The organism is Bacillus sp. G16 (assembly GCF_021282335.1).
GTDB classification, from domain to species: domain Bacteria; phylum Bacillota; class Bacilli; order Bacillales; family Bacillaceae; genus Bacillus; species Bacillus inaquosorum.
The window spans coordinates 291,113-313,010 of sequence record NZ_JAJSOZ010000001.1; the positions used below are offsets into that span (position 1 = coordinate 291,113).

General features: G+C 44.7%; 28 protein-coding genes and 1 riboswitch. Of the genes, 24 read left to right on the plus strand and 4 right to left on the minus strand.

All coding sequences use genetic code 11. The features are described 5' to 3' along the window. Positions 1–77 precede the first annotated feature (77 nt). A complete protein-coding gene (locus tag LWH95_RS01430) occupies positions 78–986 on the plus strand; it encodes a proline dehydrogenase family protein (protein ID WP_232918809.1) in 909 nt (302 codons plus the stop codon). Between the two features lie 24 nt (positions 987–1,010). Here LWH95_RS01430 and LWH95_RS01435 read toward each other — a convergent pair whose 3' ends face one another. Beyond that, positions 1,011–1,157 carry a YuzL family protein gene (locus LWH95_RS01435; protein WP_003240817.1) on the minus strand — a complete coding sequence of 49 codons (147 nt, stop codon included), beginning with the start codon at positions 1,155–1,157 and terminating at the stop codon, positions 1,011–1,013. Between the two features lie 173 nt (positions 1,158–1,330). Between LWH95_RS01435 and LWH95_RS01440 the strand changes: the two genes are divergently transcribed. From LWH95_RS01440 to sufB, 19 genes are all read left to right on the plus strand, one after another. Beyond that, positions 1,331–3,700, plus strand: coding sequence for a 3-hydroxyacyl-CoA dehydrogenase/enoyl-CoA hydratase family protein (locus tag LWH95_RS01440; protein ID WP_232918810.1), 2,370 nt, complete (start codon positions 1,331–1,333; stop codon positions 3,698–3,700). 10 nt (positions 3,701–3,710) lie between these two features. After that, positions 3,711–4,886, plus strand: a complete 1,176-nt coding sequence (locus LWH95_RS01445) for an acetyl-CoA C-acetyltransferase (RefSeq protein WP_003240821.1) — start codon at positions 3,711–3,713, stop codon at positions 4,884–4,886. A gap of 14 nt (positions 4,887–4,900) precedes the next feature. Then, positions 4,901–6,685, plus strand: a complete 1,785-nt coding sequence (fadE, locus tag LWH95_RS01450) for an acyl-CoA dehydrogenase FadE (RefSeq protein WP_232918811.1) — start codon at positions 4,901–4,903, stop codon at positions 6,683–6,685. A 109-nt stretch (positions 6,686–6,794) separates the two neighbouring features. Further along, positions 6,795–7,151, plus strand: a complete 357-nt coding sequence (locus tag LWH95_RS01455; RefSeq protein WP_003240824.1) for an arsenate reductase family protein — start codon at positions 6,795–6,797, stop codon at positions 7,149–7,151. A gap of 66 nt (positions 7,152–7,217) precedes the next feature. Beyond that, entirely contained in the window at positions 7,218–7,601 is a 384-nt protein-coding gene (gcvH, locus tag LWH95_RS01460) for a glycine cleavage system protein GcvH (protein ID WP_003222781.1), read from the plus strand. 55 nt (positions 7,602–7,656) lie between these two features. Then, positions 7,657–7,893, plus strand: a complete 237-nt coding sequence (locus LWH95_RS01465) for a YusG family protein (protein ID WP_003240826.1) — start codon at positions 7,657–7,659, stop codon at positions 7,891–7,893. A 76-nt stretch (positions 7,894–7,969) separates the two neighbouring features. Beyond that, positions 7,970–8,332 carry a toprim domain-containing protein gene (locus tag LWH95_RS01470; protein ID WP_029316901.1) on the plus strand — a complete coding sequence of 121 codons (363 nt, stop codon included), beginning with the start codon at positions 7,970–7,972 and terminating at the stop codon, positions 8,330–8,332. A gap of 1 nt (position 8,333) precedes the next feature. Then, positions 8,334–8,654 carry a thioredoxin family protein gene (locus LWH95_RS01475; protein WP_003222787.1) on the plus strand — a complete coding sequence of 107 codons (321 nt, stop codon included), beginning with the start codon at positions 8,334–8,336 and terminating at the stop codon, positions 8,652–8,654. 107 nt (positions 8,655–8,761) lie between these two features. Continuing rightward, complete coding sequence (locus LWH95_RS01480; protein ID WP_003240831.1) at positions 8,762–9,106, plus strand: SCP2 sterol-binding domain-containing protein; 345 nt, start codon at positions 8,762–8,764, stop codon at positions 9,104–9,106. Between the two features lie 114 nt (positions 9,107–9,220). Further along, positions 9,221–9,327, plus strand: a riboswitch (SAM riboswitch). A 105-nt stretch (positions 9,328–9,432) separates the two neighbouring features. Then, on the plus strand, positions 9,433–10,458 hold the full coding sequence (metN, locus tag LWH95_RS01485) for a methionine ABC transporter ATP-binding protein MetN (RefSeq protein WP_003240833.1): 1,026 nt from the start codon (positions 9,433–9,435) through the stop codon (positions 10,456–10,458). Then, positions 10,451–11,119, plus strand: a complete 669-nt coding sequence (metP, locus tag LWH95_RS01490; protein WP_003240837.1) for a methionine ABC transporter permease MetP — start codon at positions 10,451–10,453, stop codon at positions 11,117–11,119. Before metN ends, metP begins: the two co-directional genes overlap by 8 nt. A gap of 13 nt (positions 11,120–11,132) precedes the next feature. Beyond that, on the plus strand, positions 11,133–11,957 hold the full coding sequence (metQ, locus tag LWH95_RS01495) for a methionine ABC transporter substrate-binding lipoprotein MetQ (RefSeq protein WP_003240839.1): 825 nt from the start codon (positions 11,133–11,135) through the stop codon (positions 11,955–11,957). Between the two features lie 84 nt (positions 11,958–12,041). Next, entirely contained in the window at positions 12,042–12,419 is a 378-nt protein-coding gene (locus tag LWH95_RS01500) for a carboxymuconolactone decarboxylase family protein (RefSeq protein WP_003222796.1), read from the plus strand. 192 nt (positions 12,420–12,611) lie between these two features. Continuing rightward, on the plus strand, positions 12,612–12,749 hold the full coding sequence (locus tag LWH95_RS01505; RefSeq protein ID WP_003228600.1) for a hypothetical protein: 138 nt from the start codon (positions 12,612–12,614) through the stop codon (positions 12,747–12,749). A 192-nt stretch (positions 12,750–12,941) separates the two neighbouring features. After that, complete coding sequence (sufC, locus tag LWH95_RS01510; RefSeq protein ID WP_003151872.1) at positions 12,942–13,727, plus strand: Fe-S cluster assembly ATPase SufC; 786 nt, start codon at positions 12,942–12,944, stop codon at positions 13,725–13,727. A 17-nt stretch (positions 13,728–13,744) separates the two neighbouring features. Then, a complete protein-coding gene (gene sufD, locus LWH95_RS01515; protein ID WP_232918812.1) occupies positions 13,745–15,058 on the plus strand; it encodes a Fe-S cluster assembly protein SufD in 1,314 nt (437 codons plus the stop codon). Beyond that, positions 15,058–16,278, plus strand: coding sequence for a cysteine desulfurase SufS (gene sufS, locus LWH95_RS01520; protein WP_003240852.1), 1,221 nt, complete (start codon positions 15,058–15,060; stop codon positions 16,276–16,278). Before sufD ends, sufS begins: the two co-directional genes overlap by 1 nt. Next, positions 16,268–16,711 (plus strand): Fe-S cluster assembly sulfur transfer protein SufU, encoded by a 444-nt coding sequence (gene sufU / locus LWH95_RS01525; RefSeq protein WP_003222809.1) that lies wholly within the window; start codon positions 16,268–16,270, stop codon positions 16,709–16,711. Before sufS ends, sufU begins: the two co-directional genes overlap by 11 nt. Positions 16,712–16,731: 20 nt before the next feature. Continuing rightward, positions 16,732–18,129, plus strand: coding sequence for a Fe-S cluster assembly protein SufB (gene sufB / locus LWH95_RS01530; RefSeq protein ID WP_003240854.1), 1,398 nt, complete (start codon positions 16,732–16,734; stop codon positions 18,127–18,129). Positions 18,130–18,150: 21 nt separating this feature from the next. Here sufB and LWH95_RS01535 read toward each other — a convergent pair whose 3' ends face one another. Beyond that, on the minus strand, positions 18,151–18,456 hold the full coding sequence (locus tag LWH95_RS01535) for a hypothetical protein (RefSeq protein WP_232918813.1): 306 nt from the start codon (positions 18,454–18,456) through the stop codon (positions 18,151–18,153). 132 nt (positions 18,457–18,588) lie between these two features. Between LWH95_RS01535 and LWH95_RS01540 the strand changes: the two genes are divergently transcribed. Further along, the gene (locus tag LWH95_RS01540) at positions 18,589–18,867 is read left to right on the plus strand and encodes an ArsR/SmtB family transcription factor (protein ID WP_060400058.1); all 279 of its coding nucleotides are present in this window, start codon (positions 18,589–18,591) and stop codon (positions 18,865–18,867) included. A gap of 111 nt (positions 18,868–18,978) precedes the next feature. Next, entirely contained in the window at positions 18,979–19,362 is a 384-nt protein-coding gene (locus tag LWH95_RS01545) for a VOC family protein (RefSeq protein WP_019259411.1), read from the plus strand. Between the two features lie 183 nt (positions 19,363–19,545). Here the strand turns inward: LWH95_RS01545 and LWH95_RS01550 are convergent, their stop codons facing one another. After that, positions 19,546–19,818: a hypothetical protein gene (locus tag LWH95_RS01550; RefSeq protein WP_003222817.1), complete on the minus strand. Its 273-nt coding sequence runs from the start codon at positions 19,816–19,818 to the stop codon at positions 19,546–19,548. Further along, complete coding sequence (locus tag LWH95_RS01555) at positions 19,818–19,967, minus strand: hypothetical protein (RefSeq protein ID WP_003240873.1); 150 nt, start codon at positions 19,965–19,967, stop codon at positions 19,818–19,820. Before LWH95_RS01555 ends, LWH95_RS01550 begins: the two co-directional genes overlap by 1 nt. Before the next feature lie 158 nt (positions 19,968–20,125). Between LWH95_RS01555 and LWH95_RS01560 the strand changes: the two genes are divergently transcribed. Both LWH95_RS01560 and LWH95_RS01565 read left to right on the plus strand, forming a co-directional pair. Beyond that, positions 20,126–21,250: an NAD(P)/FAD-dependent oxidoreductase gene (locus tag LWH95_RS01560; protein ID WP_232918814.1), complete on the plus strand. Its 1,125-nt coding sequence runs from the start codon at positions 20,126–20,128 to the stop codon at positions 21,248–21,250. A 95-nt stretch (positions 21,251–21,345) separates the two neighbouring features. Beyond that, on the plus strand, positions 21,346–21,720 hold the full coding sequence (locus LWH95_RS01565; protein ID WP_119914248.1) for a nucleotide excision repair endonuclease: 375 nt from the start codon (positions 21,346–21,348) through the stop codon (positions 21,718–21,720). Positions 21,721–21,898 lie beyond the last annotated feature (178 nt).

A 21,898-nucleotide genomic window follows, 5' to 3' on the forward strand; every position in this document is an offset into this window, starting at 1 on the left:
GTTTCTGTTCATTTTATAGTTTCCTTCAGACTGGGAGTTATATACAGGTTTTTAAGTTGACGGCGGGAGGGAGTCGGATGTTGAGACATGTGTTTTTATTCTTATCTCAAAATAAAACACTTACCAAGTTCGCAAAAACATACGGAACGCGGCTTGGAGCACGAAGGTTTGTCGCAGGGGATACAATTGAATCGGCGGTTAAGACCGTCAAAAGACTAAACAGATCCGGTTTGTGTGCAACAATTGATTATTTAGGCGAGTATGCCGCTTCGGAAAAAGAAGCGAATCAAGTCGCAGAGGAATGCAAAAAAGCCATTCAAGCTATTGCTGAACACCAATTGGACTCAGAACTTTCATTAAAGCTGACATCAATCGGGCTCGATCTTTCAGAAGAACTTGCCCTTTCTCATTTGCGTGCTATTCTATCTGCTGCGAAGCAATATGGTGTTGCTGTGACCATTGATATGGAAGACTATTCTCATTATGAACAGACACTTGCCATTTACAGGCAATGCAAACAGGAATTTGAGATGCTCGGCACGGTGATTCAGGCATATCTGTACCGGGCGGCAGAAGATATCAGACATATGCGCGATCTAAAGCCAATTCTCAGGCTCGTGAAAGGCGCTTATAAAGAATCTGCGGCTGTAGCGTTTCCTGACAAAAAAGGAACAGACCTTCATTTTCAAAGCTTAATAAAGCTGCAGCTGTTAAGTGGGAACTACACGGCTGTCGCCACACATGACGATGATATCATTGCGTTTACGAAACAGCTCGTTGCTGAACATCATATCCCAGCGTCACAATTTGAGTTTCAAATGCTGTACGGCATCAGGCCGGAGCGGCAGAAGGAACTTGCCAAGGAAGGGTACAGAATGCGTGTGTATGTCCCATATGGAACGGACTGGTTCAGCTACTTTATGAGAAGAATTGCCGAACGGCCCGCCAATGCAGCGTTTGTGTTAAAAGGAATCTTGAAAAAGTGAAAGCAGCCGCGAGAAGCAGCTGCGTCATGATTGTTCCATGTTATGTTTTTTATACTGCTGATTTTGACTTGTCCGTTTTCCGCCGCCGTAATGCTGGGTCGGACCGGCGTCTCCTTTTACGCTAGCCGCGCTGACTGCCGCTGAAGACGGATTTTTTTTCTCTCGCACCATTCCCTTCACCTCCGGGCTTAAGTTGCCCGTCTTTTATACGCTTCATTCAAAAAATAACAAATTAGCTATTGAAGTCGAACCGGAAATCTTTTAAGATGAAAGAAGAAACGGGTTTCATTTTTTTTGGTCAAAAAATGAATGACTATTCATTCAATGTTCAAGGGGGATGTCTCATGCACAAACACATTCGGAAGGCAGCCGTTTTAGGATCGGGGGTAATGGGTTCCGGGATTGCAGCGCATTTGGCTAACATCGGAATTCCTGTCCTGCTGCTAGATATTGTGCCGAACGATTTGACAAAGGAAGAGGAAAAAAGGGGGCTGACGAAGGACAGTCCGGAGGTGCGCAGCAGGCTGAGCCGGCAGGCAGTGAAAAAACTGCTGAAACAAAAGCCGGCTCCCCTTACATCAGCAAAAAATACCTCCTATATCACTCCAGGCAATTTGGAGGATGATGCAACAAAGCTGAAAGAAGCAGATTGGATTATTGAGGTCGTTGTCGAAAACCTAGAGGTCAAAAAGCAAATTTTCGCTCTTGTGGATGAACATCGAAAGCCTGGAAGCATTGTTTCAAGCAACACATCCGGCATATCAGTGCAAGAAATGGCAGAAGGCAGATCGGATGATTTTAAAACCCATTTTCTCGGAACACACTTTTTTAATCCCGCCCGCTATTTAAAGCTGCTGGAGATCATTCCGATTAAGGAAACGGACCCTGATATTTTAAAGTTTATGGCATCCTTCGGTGAAAATGTCCTCGGTAAAGGCGTTGTTACAGCAAAGGACACACCGAACTTTATCGCAAACCGCATCGGAACGTACGGGCTTCTCGTTACAGTCCAAGAAATGCTGAAAGGCGGCTATCAGGTCGGGGAGGTTGATTCAATCACAGGCCCGCTGATCGGAAGACCGAAAAGCGCGACCTTCAGAACGCTTGATGTTGTCGGGCTCGATACATTCGCCCACGTCGCTCGAAATGTGTATGACAAAGCGGATGGTGACGAGAAAGAAGTGTTCCGCCTGCCAGGCTTCATGAACGATATGCTGCAGAAAGGGTGGATCGGAAGCAAGGCCGGCCAAGGCTTTTATAAAAAAGAAGGAAAAACGATTTATGAGCTTGATCCAGTGTCGCTTACTTACGGCGAGCGGACAAAAATGAAAACAGCCTCACTTGAAGCAGCAAAACAGGCAAAAGGGACAAAAGCCAAAATGAAAGCGCTTATTTACTCGGACGACAGGGCAGGCAGGCTGCTGTGGAATATTACATCTCAAACCCTTCTTTACTCAGCCGAACTGCTTGGGGAAATTGCTGATGATATTCATGCGATTGACCAAGCTATGAAGTGGGGTTTTGGCTGGGAGCTGGGCCCATTTGAAATGTGGGATGTCATAGGCCTCAAGCGATCGGCGGAAAAGCTTGAACAGCTTGGAGCAGATATGCCTGGCTGGATCAAAGACATGCTGGACAAAGGAAATGAAACCTTCTACATCAAAGAGAACGGAACGGTATTTTATTATGACCGCGGCGAATACAGAGCCGTGAAAGAAAACAAAAAACGGATTCATTTACAAGCGCTCAAGGAAACAAACGGCGTGATTGCGAAAAACAGCGGAGCAAGCCTGATCGAACTTGGAGATGATGTGGCCCTTCTTGAATTTCATTCGAAAAGCAATGCGATCGGCCTCGATATCATACAAATGATCAACAAAGCGTTAGAGGAAACAGAGCGGAACTACAAAGGGCTTGTCATCGGGAATCAAGGAAAAAATTTCTGCGTCGGTGCGAATCTTGGCATGATCCTAATGGAAGTCCAAGATGACAACTATTTGGAAGTTGATTTCGTGATACGCCGTTTCCAGGAGACGATGATGAAGATCAAATACAGTGCGAAACCGGTTGTCGCCGCTCCATTTGGCATGACGCTCGGCGGAGGAACGGAAGTGTGCCTGCCGGCGGCGCGCATTCAAGCAGCAAGCGAAGCCTATATGGGACTTGTGGAATCCGGTGTCGGCCTCATCCCTGGCGGAGGAGGAAACAAAGAGCTGTACATCAACCATCTTCACCGCGGTCTTGATCCGATGAATGCGGCAATGAAAACATTTGAAACGATTGCGATGGCGAAAGTGTCCGCTTCCGCCCAAGAGGCTCGAGAGATGAACATCTTAAAAGAAACAGATCACATCAGTATAAATCAGGACCACCTGCTGTATGATGCAAAGCAGCTTGCCGCATCTTTATACGACACCGGCTGGCGGCCGCCAGTAAAGAAAAAGGTCAAGGTGGCGGGCGAAACCGGTTATGCGGCACTCTTGCTTGGCGCCGAGCAAATGAAACTGTCCGGCTATATATCTGATCATGATTTCAAGATCGCGAAAAAACTCGCTTATGTCATTGCCGGCGGAAAAGTGCCGTTCGGTACTGAGGTTGATGAAGAGTGTTTATTGGAGATCGAGAGAGAGGCGTTTTTGAGTTTGGCTGGAGAGGCGAAATCTCAAGCGAGAATGCAGCATATGCTTGTGAAAGGTAAACCTTTACGGAATTAGGAGGGAGCTTATGAAAGAGGCAGTCATTGTGTCAGGTGCAAGAACACCGGTTGGGAAAGCAAAAAAAGGATCGCTGGCCACCGTTCGCCCGGATGATTTGGGAGCGATTTGCGTAAAAGAAACACTGAAACGGGCAGGCGGCTACGAAGGCAATATTGACGACTTGATTATCGGCTGTGCGACACCTGAAGCAGAACAGGGGCTTAATATGGCGAGAAATATCGGCGCGCTCGCTGGCCTGCCGTACACGGTCCCGGCGATTACAGTCAATCGCTACTGCTCTTCAGGTCTTCAGTCCATCGCATATGCGGCAGAAAAGATTATGCTCGGCGCCTACGATACAGCGATCGCGGGCGGAGCAGAATCCATGTCGCAGGTTCCGATGATGGGGCATGTGACCCGTCCGAACCTCGCATTGGCAGAAAAGGCGCCGGAATATTACATGAGCATGGGCCACACGGCCGAGCAGGTCGCGAAAAAATACGGCGTCTCCCGCGAGGATCAGGATGCGTTTGCTGTTCGCAGCCACCAGAACGCGGCCAAAGCCCTTGCAGAGGGAAAATTTAAAGATGAGATTGTACCCGTCGAAGTGACGGTGACAGAAATCGGAGACAACCATAAGCCGCAGGAAAAACAGTTTGTGTTTTCACAGGATGAAGGCGTTCGCCCGCAAACGACAGCCGACATCTTAGCGACATTGCGCCCGGCTTTTTCCGTTGACGGAACGGTTACTGCGGGCAACTCCTCGCAGACGAGTGACGGAGCGGCGGCTGTCATGCTGATGGACCGGGAAAAGGCTGATGCGCTAGGCTTAGCCCCGCTTGTGAAATTCCGCTCCTTTGCCGTAGGCGGCGTACCGCCGGAAGTGATGGGCATCGGTCCGGTGGAAGCCATTCCGCGTGCCTTAAAACTTGCCGGGCTTCAGCTGCAGGACATCGGCTTATTTGAACTGAACGAAGCTTTTGCATCACAGGCCATTCAAGTCATCAGGGAGCTGGGAATTGATGAAGAAAAAGTGAATGTCAACGGGGGCGCAATCGCACTTGGACACCCGCTTGGCTGTACGGGTACAAAGCTTACACTCTCATTGATTCATGAAATGAAACGGAGAAACGAGCAATTTGGAGTCGTCACAATGTGTATCGGCGGCGGGATGGGAGCGGCCGGTGTATTTGAATTATGCTAAAGGGGGAAAAACAAATGGCAAAAAAAGCGGCTGAAGTACAAAAAGGCGGCGGTTTCTTAATCGAGGATGTCACATACGACCAAATGTATACACCGGAGGATTTCACTGACGAGCATAAAATGATTGCGAAAACAACAGAGGATTACATTGAGCAAGATGTTCTCCCTCATATAGATGATATCGAAAACCATCAGTTCGAGCATTCCGTCAGGCTGCTGAAGAAAGCGGGCGAACTGGGACTGCTTGGCGCCGATGTGCCGGAGGAATATGGAGGACTCGGTCTTGATAAAATCAGCTCGGCACTCATCACTGAAAAATTTTCGCGTGCGGGAAGCTTTTCGCTTTCTTATGGGGCGCATGTCGGCATCGGTTCCTTGCCGATCGTCTTTTTCGGATCAGAAGAACAAAAGAAAAAATATTTGCCCGGGCTCGCTTCAGGCGAAAAGATCGCAGCTTATGCATTGACTGAGCCGGGCTCTGGCTCTGATGCGCTTGGAGCAAAAACAACAGCCGTGCTGAATGAAGCGGGAACCCATTACGTATTAACCGGGGAAAAACAGTGGATTACCAACTCTGCCTTTGCTGATGTATTTGTCGTTTACGCTAAGGTGGACGGCGAAAAGTTCTCGGCCTTTATTGTAGAAAAAGATTTCCCGGGAGTATCCACGGGTCCGGAAGAAAAGAAAATGGGGATCAAAGGATCATCGACAAGAACCCTCATTCTGGATCAAGCTGAAGTCCCAAAAGAAAACCTGCTTGGAGAAATCGGCAAAGGGCATATCATCGCCTTTAATATTTTAAATATCGGCCGCTACAAGCTGGCGGTTGGCACAATCGGCGCGTCTAAGCGGGTAATCGAGCTCTCTGCGGCATACGCAAATCAGCGCCGCCAATTTAAAACGCCGATTGCAGCCTTTTCGCTGACACAGGAAAAAATGGCGACAATGGCATCGAGGCTGTACGCAATGGAAAGCTCTGTGTACAGAACCGTCGGGCTGTTTGAAGACAATATGAGCCAGTTTACAGCCGAAGATCTCAAGGACGGACGGCAAATTGCCAAGTCAATTGCTGAATATGCCATCGAATGCTCTCTGAATAAGGTATTCGGCTCTGAAACGCTTGATTATATCGTTGATGAAGGTGTGCAGATTCATGGAGGCTACGGTTTTATGCAGGAGTACGAAGTAGAAAGAGCCTATAGGGATTCAAGGATCAATCGGATTTTTGAAGGCACAAACGAAATCAACCGGTTGATCGTGCCAAGCACCTTCCTGAAAAAAGCGCTCAAAGGCGAGCTCCCTCTATTTGAAAAAGCACAATCACTGCAGGAAGAACTCATGATGCTTATGCCTGAGGAGCCTGGCAGCGGCGTTTTAGAGCAGGAGAAATATATCGTCAAGCAAGCCAAAAAAATCGCGCTATTCGCCGCCGGCCTTGCTGCGCAAAAATACGGAAAAGCCATCGATCGCGAACAAGAAATTCTCGTAAACGTCGCGGATATCGTCAGCAATGTGTACGCAATGGAATCAGCCGTGCTCAGAACGGAAAAGGCCATTGCCGCACAAGGTGCAGAAAAAGCAGTGCAAAAGGTGCTGTATACGGAAATTTTCGTTCAGGAAGCCTTTAACGAAATTGAAGCGCACGCGAAGGAGTCCCTCATCGCAATGGAAGAAGGAGATTCACTCCGCATGATGCTTTCCGCTCTGCGCAAGCTGACGCGCGTAACGCCTAAAAACGTCATTCAGAAAAAGCGCGAAGCGGCAGTGGGCATTTTTGAAGCTGAAAAATATATTGTCTGATTGCCCAAGAGCTCCGCATGTGCGGAGCTTTTTTTAAGAAGCACCGTTTTAGGTTTTTAAAACAAACTGTGTTAAAATAACCTCGATTATTTTATTGAGGGGGAAGAAGATGTCGTTAACTTTTTACTGGTACCCTAAATGCGGAACGTGCCGCAAAGCAAAGAAATGGCTTGAAGAGCATGGGAAAGAAATAAACGAAATACATATTGCAGAGCAGCCTCCAAGCAAAGAAGAACTAAAAGCGATTTATGAAAAAAGCGGGCTGGATCTCAAGAAATTTTTCAACACGAGCGGCATGAAATACCGCGAGCTGAATCTCAAGGAAAAGCTGTATCATATGTCGGAGGATGAACAGCTTGAACTGCTGGCTTCAGACGGAATGCTGATCAAACGCCCGCTTACAACAGACGGCGAAAAAGTGACAGTTGGTTTTAAAGAAGAGCAATTTGAAGAAAACTGGGCTTAATGTAAATTTTTTTCGAAAAGTGTGGTATCTTCTTATTGTAGTGCTGTAAAAAATGGAGGGATTCAATTGAGCATACCTAAAGATTTGCGTTACTCAGGAGAACACGAGTGGGTAAAAGTTGAAGGAGAAAAAGCCAGAATCGGGATTACGCATTTTGCCCAGTCCGAGCTAGGCGACATCGTGTTTGTCGAACTTCCTGAAGTTGGCGCTGAAATCAAAGCGGACGAGCCATTCGGCAGTGTTGAATCTGTTAAAACGGTATCTGAGCTTTATGCACCGATTAACGGAACTGTTGTAGAAGTAAACGAAGATCTTGATGACAGTCCGGAATTCGTTAACGAATCTCCGTACGAAAAAGCATGGATGATCGTCGTTGAGCCGTCTGACGCTTCTGAAATTGAAAAACTGATGACAGCAGAGCAATACGAAGAGATGACACAAGAAGACTAAAACAGGATAGCTGTAAAGGCAATTGGACACGCTAACGTTATGGGAGGTGTCCAATATGGCTTTCAGCAAACAAAAGCTCGATGTTACCAATGATGTGACAGGCCGCTTTCAAAATGGCCGGCTCTCGTTATATCATGATAATGAGATGATCGGCCAAATGACAAGCATGGATGAATATGAGCTAAAATCCGGTTATTCCTTTGAAAATGAGAAATTTTATAAGACAGCCGATGTGGTCTCGGGAAACGACGAAAAATATGTGGATTGTGACTACGAAAACGGCTGGTGTTAATGTGGCGGTGAATTTCACTGCCTTCTTTTACAATCTGAACGTTTCAAATTTGACGCGGCAGGTGAAGAAGATGAAGATGGAAGAGCTGGAAAAGGTTATGATTGTCGAAGGGAAATCAGATAAAGAGAAAATCGAAAGCGTCCTGAATGAACCAGTGCGCATTATCTGCACAAACGGAACAATCAGCCAGCTGAAGCTTGAGGAATTGGCTGACGAGCTTTACGATAAAGACGTCTACATATTAGTTGATGCTGATGAATCAGGCGAGAAATTGAGAAAACAGCTGAAAAGAGAATTTAACGAAGCCTGCCATTTGCATATCGACAGAGCCTATAAGGAAGTGGCGGCTGCGCCCAGACACCATGTCGCCGCTGTATTGCTGCGCGCGAATTTGAATGTCCATACTATTTTTCTTGAAAGAAAGTCCCGAGGTGTATAGCATGAAAGAACTCCAAGAACACGAGCTTGAGCACATTGCTGATGATGTGTATCTCCTATATTTATATACTCCGTTTTGCGGCACCTGCCAGCTCGCAAGCAAAATGCTCACAGTGGTGAAAGAAATGCTGCCCGATGTCGCCTTCTATAAAAACAATGTCAATTACTCTCCGACATTCGCAAAAGCGTATCAAATTGAAAGTGTCCCTTGTTTTCTGCTGTTCAAAGGCGGAAAAGTGGTCGAAAGAGGATATGCGTTTCATTCCGTTTCTTATTTATATGAGCTGATCAAACAAAAATCATCTTCCGCATCCCATTTATGACATATTTCTCAGCATATTTCAATGAAATTGTCGTTCGTTTTATAAAGGGGTTCTTGCGCCAGAAAGAGAAATGTGTATGTATGACCAACAAATAGGAGGTTGTACATATGGAGAAAGCGGAAGTTTTAGAAGATGAGTATCAGCATCTGTTTTTAAAACCCCTTTTGAACGCTTCAACATTGCTCATTACCTTCCAAGGAGAAACAGAAGCCTTAACCGTCTCAATAAACGAACAGGGAGAAATGAAAAAAATTTCTCCGCCCCAAACGTCCAACCTGACCTTTTACGGAAACCAAGCAGAAATCATTCATTTATTGCACGGAGACATTTCCCTTCAGCACCTGATCCAGAGCGGAAGACTAAAAGTGAAGGGGTCATTCAGAGCCCTGTTAAAACTAGAAGCCATTCTCTGGCTGACAAATGGATTTTTTCAGAGGATTTTGAAAAATTAAAAAATAGGAAATTATTATAATAGTAAAAGTTGACATCATTTATTTTATTGACATTTAATCATTCGCCATGCTATTCTACATTAAGAATTTCCGGACGAAAAAGACTATATATTTCTCTTATCAAGAGAGGTGGAGGGAAGTGCCCTATGAAGCCCGGCAACCATCAACGCTGTTGAAATGGTGCCAATTCACACGAAGCGTTCAGCTTTGAAAGATGAGAGAAAGGCATTTTCTATAAGCCTTTCTGCTCAAGTGTGCAGAAAGGCTTTTCTTTTGCAGAAAAATCCGGAAGATTTCTTAGAATAGTGTTAAGGCAGGTGATTGCTTTGATCAATCTTCAAAATGTTTCAAAAGTTTATAAGTCGAAACATGGAGATGTCAATGCTGTCCAAAATGTCTCGCTTTCCATTAAAAAAGGTGAGATTTTTGGAATTATAGGATATAGCGGAGCTGGTAAAAGTTCCTTAATCCGTCTGCTGAACGGCCTTGAGAAACCAACCTCAGGAACCGTGGAAGTGGCGGGAACCAAGATTAATGAAGTAAACGGACGCGGTTTAAGAAAAGCACGCCATGAAATCAGTATGATTTTCCAGCATTTCAATTTGCTTTGGTCGCGGACCGTCAGAGATAATATCATGTTTCCTTTAGAAATTGCCGGGGTGAAAAAGAGCGAGCGGATCAAGCGCGCCAATGAACTGATTAAACTGGTAGGTTTAGAAGGAAAAGAAAAATCTTACCCGTCTCAGCTGAGCGGCGGGCAAAAGCAGCGTGTCGGGATCGCCAGAGCGCTTGCAAACAATCCGAAGGTACTCCTTTGTGATGAAGCGACATCAGCATTAGATCCGCAGACGACAGATTCAATTTTGGATTTGTTGTCCGATATTAATGAAAGACTCGGTTTGACGATTGTGCTGATCACACACGAAATGCATGTGATCCGCAAAATCTGCAACAGAGTCGCTGTCATGGAAAACGGAAAGGTTGTTGAAGAAGGCGAAGTTCTCGATGTCTTCAAAAATCCGAAGGAAGAAATGACAAAACGATTTGTTCAGCAGGTGACAGAACCGGAAGAAACGAAAGAAACGCTTCAGCACCTTCTTGATGAAACAGCATCAGGAAAAACGGTTCAGCTCACATTTGTCGGCGATTCAGCTGAACAGCCTCTGATTACAGAGATGATTAGAAACTTTAATATCAGTGTTAATATTCTGCAAGGGAAAATCTCGCAGACGAAGGATGGGGCGTACGGTTCACTGTTCATCCACATTGACGGAGACGAGGAAGAAGTACACAACGTGATCCGGTTTATTAATGACAAACAGGTGAAAGCAGAGGTGATCACGAATGTTTGAAAAATACTTCCCGAACGTTGATTTAACTGAATTGTGGAACGCGACATATGAAACACTTTATATGACGCTGATCTCTTTACTGTTTGCCTTTGTCATCGGGGTGATCCTCGGTTTGCTGCTCTTCCTGACAAGCAAAGGGAGCCTTTGGCAGAATAAAGCAGTCAACTCTGTAATTGCGGCCATTGTCAACATATTCAGATCGATTCCGTTCCTCATTTTAATTATTTTATTGCTAGGGTTTACGAAGTTTTTAGTCGGCACCATCTTAGGGCCAAATGCCGCATTGCCGGCCTTGGTTATCGGCTCTGCACCGTTTTACGCGCGTCTTGCTGAAATCGCGCTTCGCGAGGTGGATAAGGGTGTTATTGAAGCCGCTAAATCAATGGGCGCTAAAACGTCTACAATTATTTTCAAAGTGCTGCTTCCGGAGTCGATGCCGGCTCTGATTTCTGGTATTACGGTTACGGCCATCGCATTGATCGGCTCAACGGCAATTGCCGGTGCCATCGGTTCAGGAGGCCTTGGAAACCTTGCGTACGTAGAAGGCTATCAGTCTAATAATACTGATGTTACCTTCGTTGCTACTGTGTTTATTTTAATCATCGTATTTATTATTCAAATCATCGGTGATGTCATAACAAATATTATAGACAAACGATAAGGGAGGATTTACATTGAAAAAGCTATTTTTGGGTGCATTATTGCTTGTATTTGCAGGAGTTATGGCTGCCTGCGGTTCGAATAACGGCGCTGAATCCGGCAAGAAAGAAATTGTCGTTGCGGCAACAAAAACACCGCATGCGGAAATTTTAAAAGAAGCTGAACCACTGCTGAAAGAAAAAGGCTACACGCTGAAAGTGAAAGTGCTTAGTGATTACAAGATGTACAACAAAGCTTTATCTGATAAAGAAGTGGATGCGAACTACTTCCAGCACATTCCTTACCTTGAGCAAGAAATGAAAGAAAACACAGATTACAAACTTGTGAATGCCGGTGCTGTTCACTTAGAGCCATTCGGTATTTACTCTAAAAAATACAAATCATTAAAAGATCTTCCAGACGGTGCGACAATTATCCTGACAAACAACGTTGCTGAACAAGGCCGTATGCTTGCAATGCTTGAAAACGCAGGATTAATCACACTTGATTCTAAAGTGGAAGCAGTTGACGCAACTTTGAAAGACATTAAGAAAAACCCGAAAAACCTTGAGTTCAAAAAAGTAGCGCCTGAATTAACGGCAAAAGCATATGATAACAAAGAAGGAGACGCGGTCTTCATCAATGTAAACTATGCGATCCAAAATAAATTAAATCCTAAAAAAGACGCGATTGAAGTAGAATCAACGAAAAACAACCCATACGCTAACATCGTCGCAGTAAGAAAAGGCGAAGAAGATTCTGCAAAAATCAAAGCGCTGATGGAAGTTCTTCACTCTAAAGAGATCAAAGACTTCATCGACAAAAAATACGACGGAGCTGTGCTTCCTGTATCTGAATAAGACTGCAACCCCGGATGAGAAATCCGGGGTTTTTTTCGGGTATTTTCCTAAAAGCTGTTCATAATAAAAAAGAATGTTAAACAGATGGAGGGATTTTCTTTGAATCAAGACAGAGGAAGCATGCAGGACGCGCTAAAACAGTATAAATTAGGTTTAGGCACATTTGAACAAAAGATGCCGCTGATGGGAAGAAAGTTTAACGAGTTTACTGAACAATGCTTTGCCGGCAATTCTCTGACTGAAAGAGAAAAACAGCTGATCGCCCTCGGAATCGCCATCAATGCCCAGGATGAATATTGCATGATCTATCACACAAAAGGCTGTCTTGATGAGGGAGCGACAGAAGAAAACATTCTCGAAGCCGTTAGTGTTGCAGCGGCATTTGGAGGCGGCGCGGCTCTAAGCCAAGGCGTGACAGTCGTCCAGCAGTGCATAGAGGAATTCGGAAACACCACTCATTAAGAGAAGGAATATTCCGAAAAACCATTCTCATTTGATCTAAAAGGATGCTTTCGTCTCATCTGCCGCTATTTCGAGCCATATCCTTTTTGCGGCATCCATCTCAGCGCTGATACAATTGAAGCAAATATATGAAGGGATTGATTCATTATTTGCAGCAGCCAGGACAGACTGGACCTCGATTATACGTCAGAAATGGAAAAAGCGATGCAGCTGTCTCACGGAATTGGATACGAGGAATACGGACGCCGGCTGGAAACAAGAATGAAAGTAGAGCGGCAGAGAGAGCTTGATTATGAAAAAAGCAAGCGAATTTCTGCGGGAGCTTATTGAGAAAATCAATCTTTAAAAAAGGGTGGGAATCCACTCTTTTTCTTTTTCAATCGCTTTAATAAAGTGCCGATCTTTGTTAAACTTGAGGAATGTGCAAGACACGATAAAAAGTTGTATTTACTTTTCATTTGTTATAAAATTAGAATGAGAATAAATTGAGAATAATGATTATATATTTTTGGAGGTATAGATATGGCTGCTTCAACATTAACGATCAAAGATCTTCACGTTGAAATCGAAGGGAAAGAGATCTTAAAGGGTGTAAACCTTGAAATAAAAGGCGGAGAGTTCCACGCAGTAATGGGACCGAACGGAACTGGTAAATCCACTCTGTCAGCTGCTATTATGGGGCATCCTAAATATGAAGTAACAAAAGGCAGCATCACGCTTGACGGCAAAGATGTACTGGAGATGGAAGTGGACGAGCGTGCGCAGGCAGGTTTATTCCTTGCGATGCAGTACCCAAGTGAAATCAGCGGTGTGACAAATGCCGACTTCCTTCGTTCAGCAATCAATGCGCGCAGAGAAGAAGGCGATGAAATTTCTCTTATGAAATTTATCCGCAAAATGGACGAAAACATGGAGTTTCTTGAAATGGACCCTGAAATGGCTCAGCGTTACCTTAACGAAGGCTTCTCAGGCGGGGAGAAAAAACGCAACGAAATCCTTCAATTAATGATGATTGAACCGAAAATCGCCATCCTTGATGAAATCGACTCAGGTCTTGATATTGATGCTCTGAAAGTTGTATCTAAAGGGATCAACAAAATGCGCAGCGAAAACTTCGGCTGCCTGATGATCACTCACTATCAGCGCCTGTTAAACTACATCACTCCGGATGTTGTTCACGTTATGATGCAAGGCCGCGTTGTAAAATCCGGCGGTGCAGAACTTGCACAGCGTCTTGAAGCAGAAGGTTATGACTGGATCAAACAAGAACTTGGCATTGAAGACGAAACTGTAGGCCAAGAAGCGTAAGCGTTAGGGGGATTAATATGACACTAGGTACAAAACTATCCGTAGATCAGGAGTATCTCAAAAGCTTTTCCGAAAAGCATCAAGAACCTGCCTGGCTGAAAAACCTGCGCTTACAGGCTCTTGAACAAGCTGAGGATCTGCCGATGCCGAAGCCTGACAAAACAAAAATCACAAACTGGAACTTCACGAACTTCACGAAGCATACAGTTGATAACGAACCGCTTTCTTCATTAGAAGATTTGACTGATGAAGTAAAAGCTCTGATCGATGTTGAAAACGAAGATAAAACATTATACGTACAGCGTGACCAGACGCCGGCATACCTTTCTCTTTCACAAGAATTGAAAGACAAAGGCGTCATCTTCACTGATATTCTGACTGCCGCACGCGAGCATAGCGACTTGGTGGAGAAATACTTTATGAAGGACGGCGTGAAGGTTGACGAGCATAAATTAACTGCACTTCACGCAGCTCTTGTTAACGGAGGAGCATTCCTTTATGTTCCGAAAAATGTTCAAGTGGAGACGCCGGTTCAGGCTGTTTATGTCCACGAAAGCAACGATACAGCTCTATTCAACCACGTGCTGATTGTGGCTGAAGACCACAGCTCTGTAACATATGTTGAAAACTACATCAGCACTGTAAACCCTAAAGACGCTGTGTTCAATATTATCAGTGAGGTCATCACAGGTGATAATGCCAGCGTGACATACGGTGCGGTGGATACTCTGTCTAGCGGTGTGACAACATATGTTAACCGCCGAGGTGCTGCGCGCGGACGCGACAGCAAAATCGAGTGGGCTCTCGGCCTGATGAACGACGGCGACACGATTTCCGAAAACACAACAAACCTTTACGGTGACGGCACATACGGCGATACGAAAACGGTTGTTGTCGGAAGAGGAGAGCAAACAGAAAACTTTACAACACAAATCATTCATTTTGGTAAAGCTTCAGAAGGATATATCTTGAAGCACGGTGTGATGAAGGATTCCGCTTCTTCTATCTTTAACGGGATCGGCAAAATCGAACATGGCGCTTCTAAAGCGAATGCGGAGCAAGAATCACGTGTGCTGATGCTCAGCGAAAAAGCACGCGGAGACGCAAACCCTATTCTTTTAATTGACGAAGACGATGTAACTGCAGGACATGCGGCATCTGTCGGCCGTGTGGACCCTATTCAGCTTTACTACCTGATGAGCCGCGGTATTGCGAAAGAAGAAGCAGAACGCTTAGTCATCTACGGATTCCTTGCACCGGTAGTAAATGAACTTCCGATTGAAGGCGTTAAGAAACAATTAGTTTCTGTTATCGAAAGGAAAGTGAAGTAATGAATATCACAGATATTCGTGAACAGTTCCCGATCCTTCATCAGCAAGTGAACGGACATGATCTCGTTTATCTCGACAGCGCGGCGACTTCCCAGAAGCCGCGTGCTGTCATTGAAACACTGGATAAGTATTATAACCAATACAATTCCAATGTTCACCGGGGCGTCCATACACTTGGAACCAGAGCGACAGACGGTTATGAAGGTGCGCGTGAAAAAGTCCGCAAGTTTATTAACGCGAAGTCAATGGCTGAGATTATTTTCACAAAAGGCACGACCACATCACTGAATATGGTGGCGTTAAGCTATGCGCGCGCCAACCTGAAACCGGGTGATGAAGTGGTCATCACCTATATGGAGCATCATGCGAATATCATTCCGTGGCAGCAGGCTGTAAAAGCGACTGGCGCCACATTAAAATATATTCCGCTGCAGGAAGACGGAACGATTTCTTTAGAAGACGTCAGAGAAACGGTCACAAGCAACACAAAAATTGTTGCAGTGTCTCATGTATCTAACGTCCTCGGCACGATCAACCCGATTAAAGAAATGGCGAAAATCGCTCATGACAATGGGGCTGTTATTGTGGTGGACGGTGCGCAAAGCACGCCTCACATGAAAATTGACGTGCAGGATCTCGATTGCGACTTCTTTGCGCTTTCTTCCCATAAAATGTGCGGCCCTACCGGTATTGGTGTGCTGTACGGAAAGAAAGCCCTGCTGGAAAACATGGAGCCTGCCGAATTCGGCGGTGAAATGATCGACTTTGTCGGGCTTTATGAATCAACTTGGAAAGAGCTTCCGTGGAAATTCGAAGCGGGTACGCCGATTATTGCAGGAGCAATCGGCCTCGGTGCCGCCATTGATTTTCTCGAAGAAATCGGTCTTGATGAGATTTCCCGCCACGAACACAAGCTTGCAGCTTATGCGCTTGAACGCTTCCGCCAGCTTGACGGCGTGACGGTTTACGGACCTGAAGAGCGTGCCGGGCTTGTTACATTTAACCTTGATGATGTTCATCCGCACGATGTGGCGACTGTACTTGATGCGGAGGGAATTGCAGTCAGAGCCGGCCATCATTGTGCGCAGCCGCTGATGAAATGGCTGGATGTAACTGCTACTGCAAGAGCAAGCTTTTATCTGTATAATACAGAGGAAGAGATTGATAAGCTTGTGGAAGCTCTTCAAAAGACAAAGGAGTATTTTACAAATGTCTTTTAATGCAAATTTAGATACATTGTACAGACAGGTGATTATGGATCATTACAAAAACCCGCGCAACAAAGGGGTTTTGAATGACAGCATCGTCGTGGATATGAACAATCCGACATGCGGCGACCGAATCAGACTGACAATGAAGCTTGACGGAGACATCGTGGAAGATGCGAAATTTGAAGGGGAAGGTTGTTCCATTTCAATGGCATCCGCTTCGATGATGACTCAGGCGATTAAAGGGAAAGATATTGAAACAGCCCTTTCCATGTCTAAGATTTTCTCGGATATGATGCAAGGGAAAGAATATGATGATTCTATAGATCTCGGGGATATTGAAGCCCTTCAAGGCGTTTCAAAATTCCCGGCCCGTATCAAATGTGCAACCCTGTCATGGAAAGCACTTGAAAAAGGAGTCGCAAAAGAAGAAGGCGGCAATTAAAAGGATTGGAGTGAAAATGGATGGCTAAAAAAATGCCTGATATTGGTGAATACAAGTATGGTTTTCACGACAAGGACGTTTCCATTTTCCGTTCAGAGCGCGGATTGACAAAAGAAATCGTAGAAGAAATTTCTCGCATGAAAGAAGAGCCTCAATGGATGCTTGATTTCCGCTTGAAATCACTTGAGCATTTCTACAACATGCCGATGCCTCAATGGGGCGGAGATTTAAACTCACTGAACTTTGACGAAATTACGTACTACGTAAAACCGTCTGAGCGTTCAGAGCGTTCTTGGGATGAAGTTCCTGACGAAATTAAGCAAACATTCGACAAGCTCGGTATTCCAGAAGCTGAACAAAAATACCTTGCGGGTGTTTCTGCTCAGTACGAATCTGAGGTTGTATACCACAACATGAAAGAAGATCTTGAAGCGCAAGGCATCGTCTTTAAAGACACTGACAGCGCGCTGAAAGAAAATGAAGATATTTTCCGTGAGCACTGGGCAAAAGTGATCCCGCCGACTGATAACAAGTTTGCGGCGCTTAACTCAGCTGTTTGGTCAGGCGGATCTTTCATCTACGTTCCTAAAGGCGTGAAGGTTGAAACACCGCTTCAAGCTTACTTCCGTATCAACTCTGAAAACATGGGTCAGTTCGAGCGTACGCTGATCATCGTTGACGAAGAAGCAAGCGTTCATTATGTTGAAGGCTGTACTGCGCCTGTTTACACAACAAACTCTCTTCACAGTGCGGTTGTTGAGATCATCGTGAAAAAAGGCGGCTACTGCCGTTATACAACGATCCAAAACTGGGCGAACAACGTTTACAACCTTGTAACGAAGCGTACGATCTGTGAAGAAAACGCAACAATGGAATGGATCGACGGCAACATCGGTTCTAAACTGACAATGAAATATCCGGCTTGTATCCTAAAAGGCGAAGGCGCGCGGGGTATGACGCTTTCTATCGCTCTTGCGGGTAAAGGCCAGCATCAGGATGCGGGTGCGAAAATGATTCACCTTGCACCAAACACATCATCCACAATCGTATCAAAGTCGATTTCAAAACAAGGCGGAAAAGTAACGTACCGCGGAATCGTCCACTTCGGACGCAAAGCGGAAGGCGCCCGTTCTAACATCGAGTGCGATACGCTCATTATGGATAACAAATCAACGTCAGACACAATTCCTTACAATGAAATCTTAAATGATAACATTTCATTGGAGCACGAAGCGAAAGTGTCTAAAGTATCTGAAGAGCAGCTCTTCTACTTGATGAGCCGCGGTATTTCCGAAGAAGAAGCAACTGAAATGATCGTAATGGGCTTCATCGAGCCATTCACAAAAGAGCTTCCGATGGAATACGCAGTTGAAATGAACCGTTTAATCAAGTTCGAGATGGAAGGTTCTATTGGTTAATGATGAAAACACCTTGGTTTATCAAGGGTTTAAGGGATTATTATAAATTTTAAAATTGTCGGCCTGCCGATTTCGTGTGTAGGAGGCGAACTTTTGAAGTTCGCCTCCTTTTATTTTTTTAGTGATATCAAAATAAGTATCCGCTGTTGTGTTGATGCTTTTATGTCCTAGTCGATTAGATACATATTTCAGACTTGCGCCAGGTTCACGCAGTTTTTGCTTTTTCTTTTTTGTCAAAAGCCTGTTCTTGTTGTGATAATGACACATTATGCCGTCTCTTTTGTCCTTTTTAATAATTTCAATCGGGGCAATATATCCTGCTTGCACAAGTAATCTTTTCTATAAGGTTCAAACTACTATTATGTGACTTTAACGGCTGCATGATTCAGTTCCTATATCACGCAACCATACAGTTGCTTATTCTTGACATGCAACCATATAGTTGCTTATACTCAATATATGAATTGGGACAAAGACACTATATTCAAAGCACTCGGCGATTCGACTCGGCGGCTTATATTAGATGAACTATCCGAACGCAACGAGCTGACGTTGTATGAACTTACGATACGTCTCATTACGAAGCACGGCCTTTCCATTACGCGGCAGGCGATAGCTAAACATCTTTCTGTACTGGAAGATGCAGGGCTCGTAAAGTCAAAACGAAAGGGAAAATATCGAGTACTTATATTCAACAACGAACCACTTAAAAATTTGCTGAAAGGATGGATAGAGTAATTTTATAAAATCGGAAAAGGATGTCTGACAAATGTGCGGGTTGTTTTGCTGGCAGCCAGACTGTTAGCACAGTACCGTGCGTCATAAATAATCAAAGGAGGCAAAAACAGTATGAAAATCATTGTGACCAGTATATTCGTACAAGATCAAGACAAGGCACTGGAGTTTTATACAGAAAAACTGGGGTTTGTAAAAAAGGAGGACGTTCCCATGGGGAAATTCAGGTGGATAACGCTTGTTTCTCAAGATGATCAAGACGGAACCGAGCTTTTACTTGAACCGAATGAACATCCTGCCGCCAAGGAGTATCAAAAGAAGATATTCTCCGAAGGCTTCCCAGCAACAATGTTTGGCGTTGCAGATATTCAAAAAGAGTACAAACGATTAATGGAAAAAGGCGTGAACTTTACTATGGAACCGACAAAAATGGGCCAAGTCACAATAGCTGTCTTCGACGATACTTGCGGTAATCTTATTCAAATTGTACAGAAGTAACCAATGCATGAATTAACCATATTTCTGTTTATTGGTGAAATCTAATCAAAAATTATAGCTGTATTATTCACGATTAATTAAGGTTCATTCGGTTAATTCTTTCATAAAAAAGGACGTGGCTGGTTTTCAGTCGCGTCCTTTTTGTATGCAGGAGAAAAACCGCTGGCCGGGGGCCGCGGTTTCTTACTCTTCGATCTCCTGATTGATGATTTGTTTTACAGATGTATTGCTGTTATGTTCCCTGTTCATCTCTTGTAAACGAGTATAGGCTGTGTCGAATTCCTCTTTTGACATCTGCTTTGCGGCTAATGCAGAGCATAAAATGGCAAAGGCGATCGGCATTGTATCAATGTGGATATCGATATGGACCTCTGAGTTGCCGCTGTTTTCGATCATAGATCCATTGTTAGGCATCTCTTGAGTATGTCTGTTGATAGGAATGATATTCTCGTTCATTACTCTTCTCCGTCTTGAGACTGTGCCTGTGCCTGATCCTGATCTGTATTCACGTTGACTACGACTTTTGCATTGCCGCTGTTTTCAACTTTAGCAACTGATACATTGCGCTTTTGGTTTTCTTCATTTTCATGACGATTTTCGCTCATGGTATCATCCTTTCTCTATTGATAGTGACAGGATATTCGATAGGAGAGTGAAGAGATTGGACGAACTTCGCGGTTTTTCCACATTAGGGCAAAAGGTCGAAGGAAAGCACTCTATTTGGTAAAATGAATAGACATTATAATAGAAAAGGTGTTTGCATATGAAATCTTACATCATCGTCGGTGGCGGCATACTAGGTGCGTCGACGGCTTATCATCTCGCAAAATCAGGAGCTCGAGTTACTGTCATTGATCGGAACGAACCTGGACAAGCGACTGATGCGGCGGCGGGGATCGTCTGTCCTTGGCTCTCTCAGCGCCGCAATCAGGATTGGTATCAGCTTGCTAAGGGCGGGGCGCGATACTATGCGGATTTAATCAATCAGTTGGAAGAGGACGGAGAAACGGATACAGGATATAAACGTGTCGGTGCGATCAGCATTCATACTGATCCGTCAAAGCTCGATAAGATGGAGGAAAGGGCATATAAGAGACGGGAGGATGCGCCGGAAATCGGCGACATTACCCGCTTGTCTGCAAGTGAAACGAAAAAACTGTTTCCGATTTTAGCTGATGGTTATGAATCGGTTCATATCAGCGGTGCCGCCCGGGTGAATGGAAGAGCGCTGTGCCGGTCGCTTTTAAGCGCTGCAGAGAAACGAGGCGCAAAGATCATCAAAGGAAATGCGTCCTTGCTTTTTGAAAACGGCACGGTTACCGGCGTGCAAACAGACACACAGCAGTTTGCGGCTGACGCGGTGATTGTGACGGCGGGGGCATGGGCCAATGAGGTCATGAAGCCTCTTGGCATTCATTTTCAAGTGTCCTTTCAGAAAGCGCAGATTATGCATTTTGAAATGACAGAAACGGATACAGGATCTTGGCCGGTTGTGATGCCGCCGAACGATCAGTACATTCTTTCGTTTGATAACGGCAGAATAGTAGCTGGAGCCACACATGAAAACGATGCTGACCTCAATGATTTGCGTGTGACGGCCGGAGGCCAGCACGAAGTATTGAGCAAAGCGCTAGCCGCAGCTCCGGGACTTGCTGATGCCGCTGCCATTGAAACAAGAGTGGGCTTCAGGCCGTTTACACCTGGGTTTCTCCCGGTTGTGGGCGCTGTACCGGACGTTCAAGGCCTTTTTGCCGCTAACGGTTTAGGCGCCTCGGGATTAACAATGGGGCCATTCTTGGGGTCAGAGCTCGCAAAACTAGTTCTCGGAAAGCAGACAGAAATAAACCTTAGCCCTTATGATCCAGCCGGAGCGTTGCATAATAAGTAAAAGCATAACAAACAAATATAATAAAGCTGTTCTGGCTTTTCTTTTCTGTCTGTGTTAGCATTTATCTTTAATGAAAAAGAGGACGTGAACTAATTTTGATAAAAATTGATATACCCGCACCGAATGTCACCATCACTGAACGACAGCAGTCAGCTAATGATAACGAGCCGAAAATAAAGGCGATTTACGGATTCATTGATTTTCACCAGATACCAAGGGATAAAGGCGGCATCTTCATGTTTTACAACATTCATGACGAGCTGCTGTTTGTCGGTAAAGCTAGAAAGTTAAGACAGAGAATTAAGAAGCATTTTGAAGACACTGTCTCACCGATCAAACATCACAGAGACGAAGTATATAAAATTGAAGTATGTGTAGTCGATGATCCAATGGAAAGAGACATTTACGAAACATATATCATCAATACACAGCACTCGAAGTACAATATAGACAAGGCATTTTTTAAATAAGACGTCAGTCTGCGGATTGAATAACGAAGCCAGAACTTATGTTAAGTTCTGGCTTTTGATTTGGACACTTTCCGTATGTAGACCCTTGTCTATCGTCTAAGTGAATTATTGAGAAATTTCAGAAAATAATATTGACAATCATAGCTGTGGACTTTAATATAACAATATATAATGTTAT

Bases quoted from the DNA above. Each gene is read 5' to 3' on its own strand.
- LWH95_RS01435 (WP_003240817.1), bottom strand. From the start codon at position 1,157: ATGGTGCGAGAGAAAAAAAATCCGTCTTCAGCGGCAGTCAGCGCGGCT.
- LWH95_RS01455 (WP_003240824.1), top strand. From the start codon at position 6,795: ATGTCGTTAACTTTTTACTGGTACCCTAAATGCGGAACGTGCCGCAAA.
- metP (WP_003240837.1), top strand. From the start codon at position 10,451: ATGTTTGAAAAATACTTCCCGAACGTTGATTTAACTGAATTGTGGAAC.
- LWH95_RS01480 (WP_003240831.1), top strand. From the start codon at position 8,762: ATGGAGAAAGCGGAAGTTTTAGAAGATGAGTATCAGCATCTGTTTTTA.
- LWH95_RS01470 (WP_029316901.1), top strand. From the start codon at position 7,970: ATGGAAGAGCTGGAAAAGGTTATGATTGTCGAAGGGAAATCAGATAAA.
- LWH95_RS01475 (WP_003222787.1), top strand. From the start codon at position 8,334: ATGAAAGAACTCCAAGAACACGAGCTTGAGCACATTGCTGATGATGTG.
- sufU (WP_003222809.1), top strand. From the start codon at position 16,268: ATGTCTTTTAATGCAAATTTAGATACATTGTACAGACAGGTGATTATG.
- LWH95_RS01560 (WP_232918814.1), top strand. From the start codon at position 20,126: ATGAAATCTTACATCATCGTCGGTGGCGGCATACTAGGTGCGTCGACG.
- fadE (WP_232918811.1), top strand. From the start codon at position 4,901: ATGGCAAAAAAAGCGGCTGAAGTACAAAAAGGCGGCGGTTTCTTAATC.
- sufC (WP_003151872.1), top strand. From the start codon at position 12,942: ATGGCTGCTTCAACATTAACGATCAAAGATCTTCACGTTGAAATCGAA.
- sufS (WP_003240852.1), top strand. From the start codon at position 15,058: ATGAATATCACAGATATTCGTGAACAGTTCCCGATCCTTCATCAGCAA.
- LWH95_RS01545 (WP_019259411.1), top strand. From the start codon at position 18,979: ATGAAAATCATTGTGACCAGTATATTCGTACAAGATCAAGACAAGGCA.
- LWH95_RS01505 (WP_003228600.1), top strand. From the start codon at position 12,612: ATGGAAAAAGCGATGCAGCTGTCTCACGGAATTGGATACGAGGAATAC.
- LWH95_RS01445 (WP_003240821.1), top strand. From the start codon at position 3,711: ATGAAAGAGGCAGTCATTGTGTCAGGTGCAAGAACACCGGTTGGGAAA.
- LWH95_RS01440 (WP_232918810.1), top strand. From the start codon at position 1,331: ATGCACAAACACATTCGGAAGGCAGCCGTTTTAGGATCGGGGGTAATG.
- LWH95_RS01465 (WP_003240826.1), top strand. From the start codon at position 7,657: ATGGCTTTCAGCAAACAAAAGCTCGATGTTACCAATGATGTGACAGGC.
- sufB (WP_003240854.1), top strand. From the start codon at position 16,732: ATGGCTAAAAAAATGCCTGATATTGGTGAATACAAGTATGGTTTTCAC.
- sufD (WP_232918812.1), top strand. From the start codon at position 13,745: ATGACACTAGGTACAAAACTATCCGTAGATCAGGAGTATCTCAAAAGC.
- LWH95_RS01430 (WP_232918809.1), top strand. From the start codon at position 78: ATGTTGAGACATGTGTTTTTATTCTTATCTCAAAATAAAACACTTACC.
- LWH95_RS01550 (WP_003222817.1), bottom strand. From the start codon at position 19,818: ATGAACGAGAATATCATTCCTATCAACAGACATACTCAAGAGATGCCT.
- LWH95_RS01500 (WP_003222796.1), top strand. From the start codon at position 12,042: ATGGAGGGATTTTCTTTGAATCAAGACAGAGGAAGCATGCAGGACGCG.
- LWH95_RS01540 (WP_060400058.1), top strand. From the start codon at position 18,589: ATGAATTGGGACAAAGACACTATATTCAAAGCACTCGGCGATTCGACT.
- LWH95_RS01555 (WP_003240873.1), bottom strand. From the start codon at position 19,967: ATGAGCGAAAATCGTCATGAAAATGAAGAAAACCAAAAGCGCAATGTA.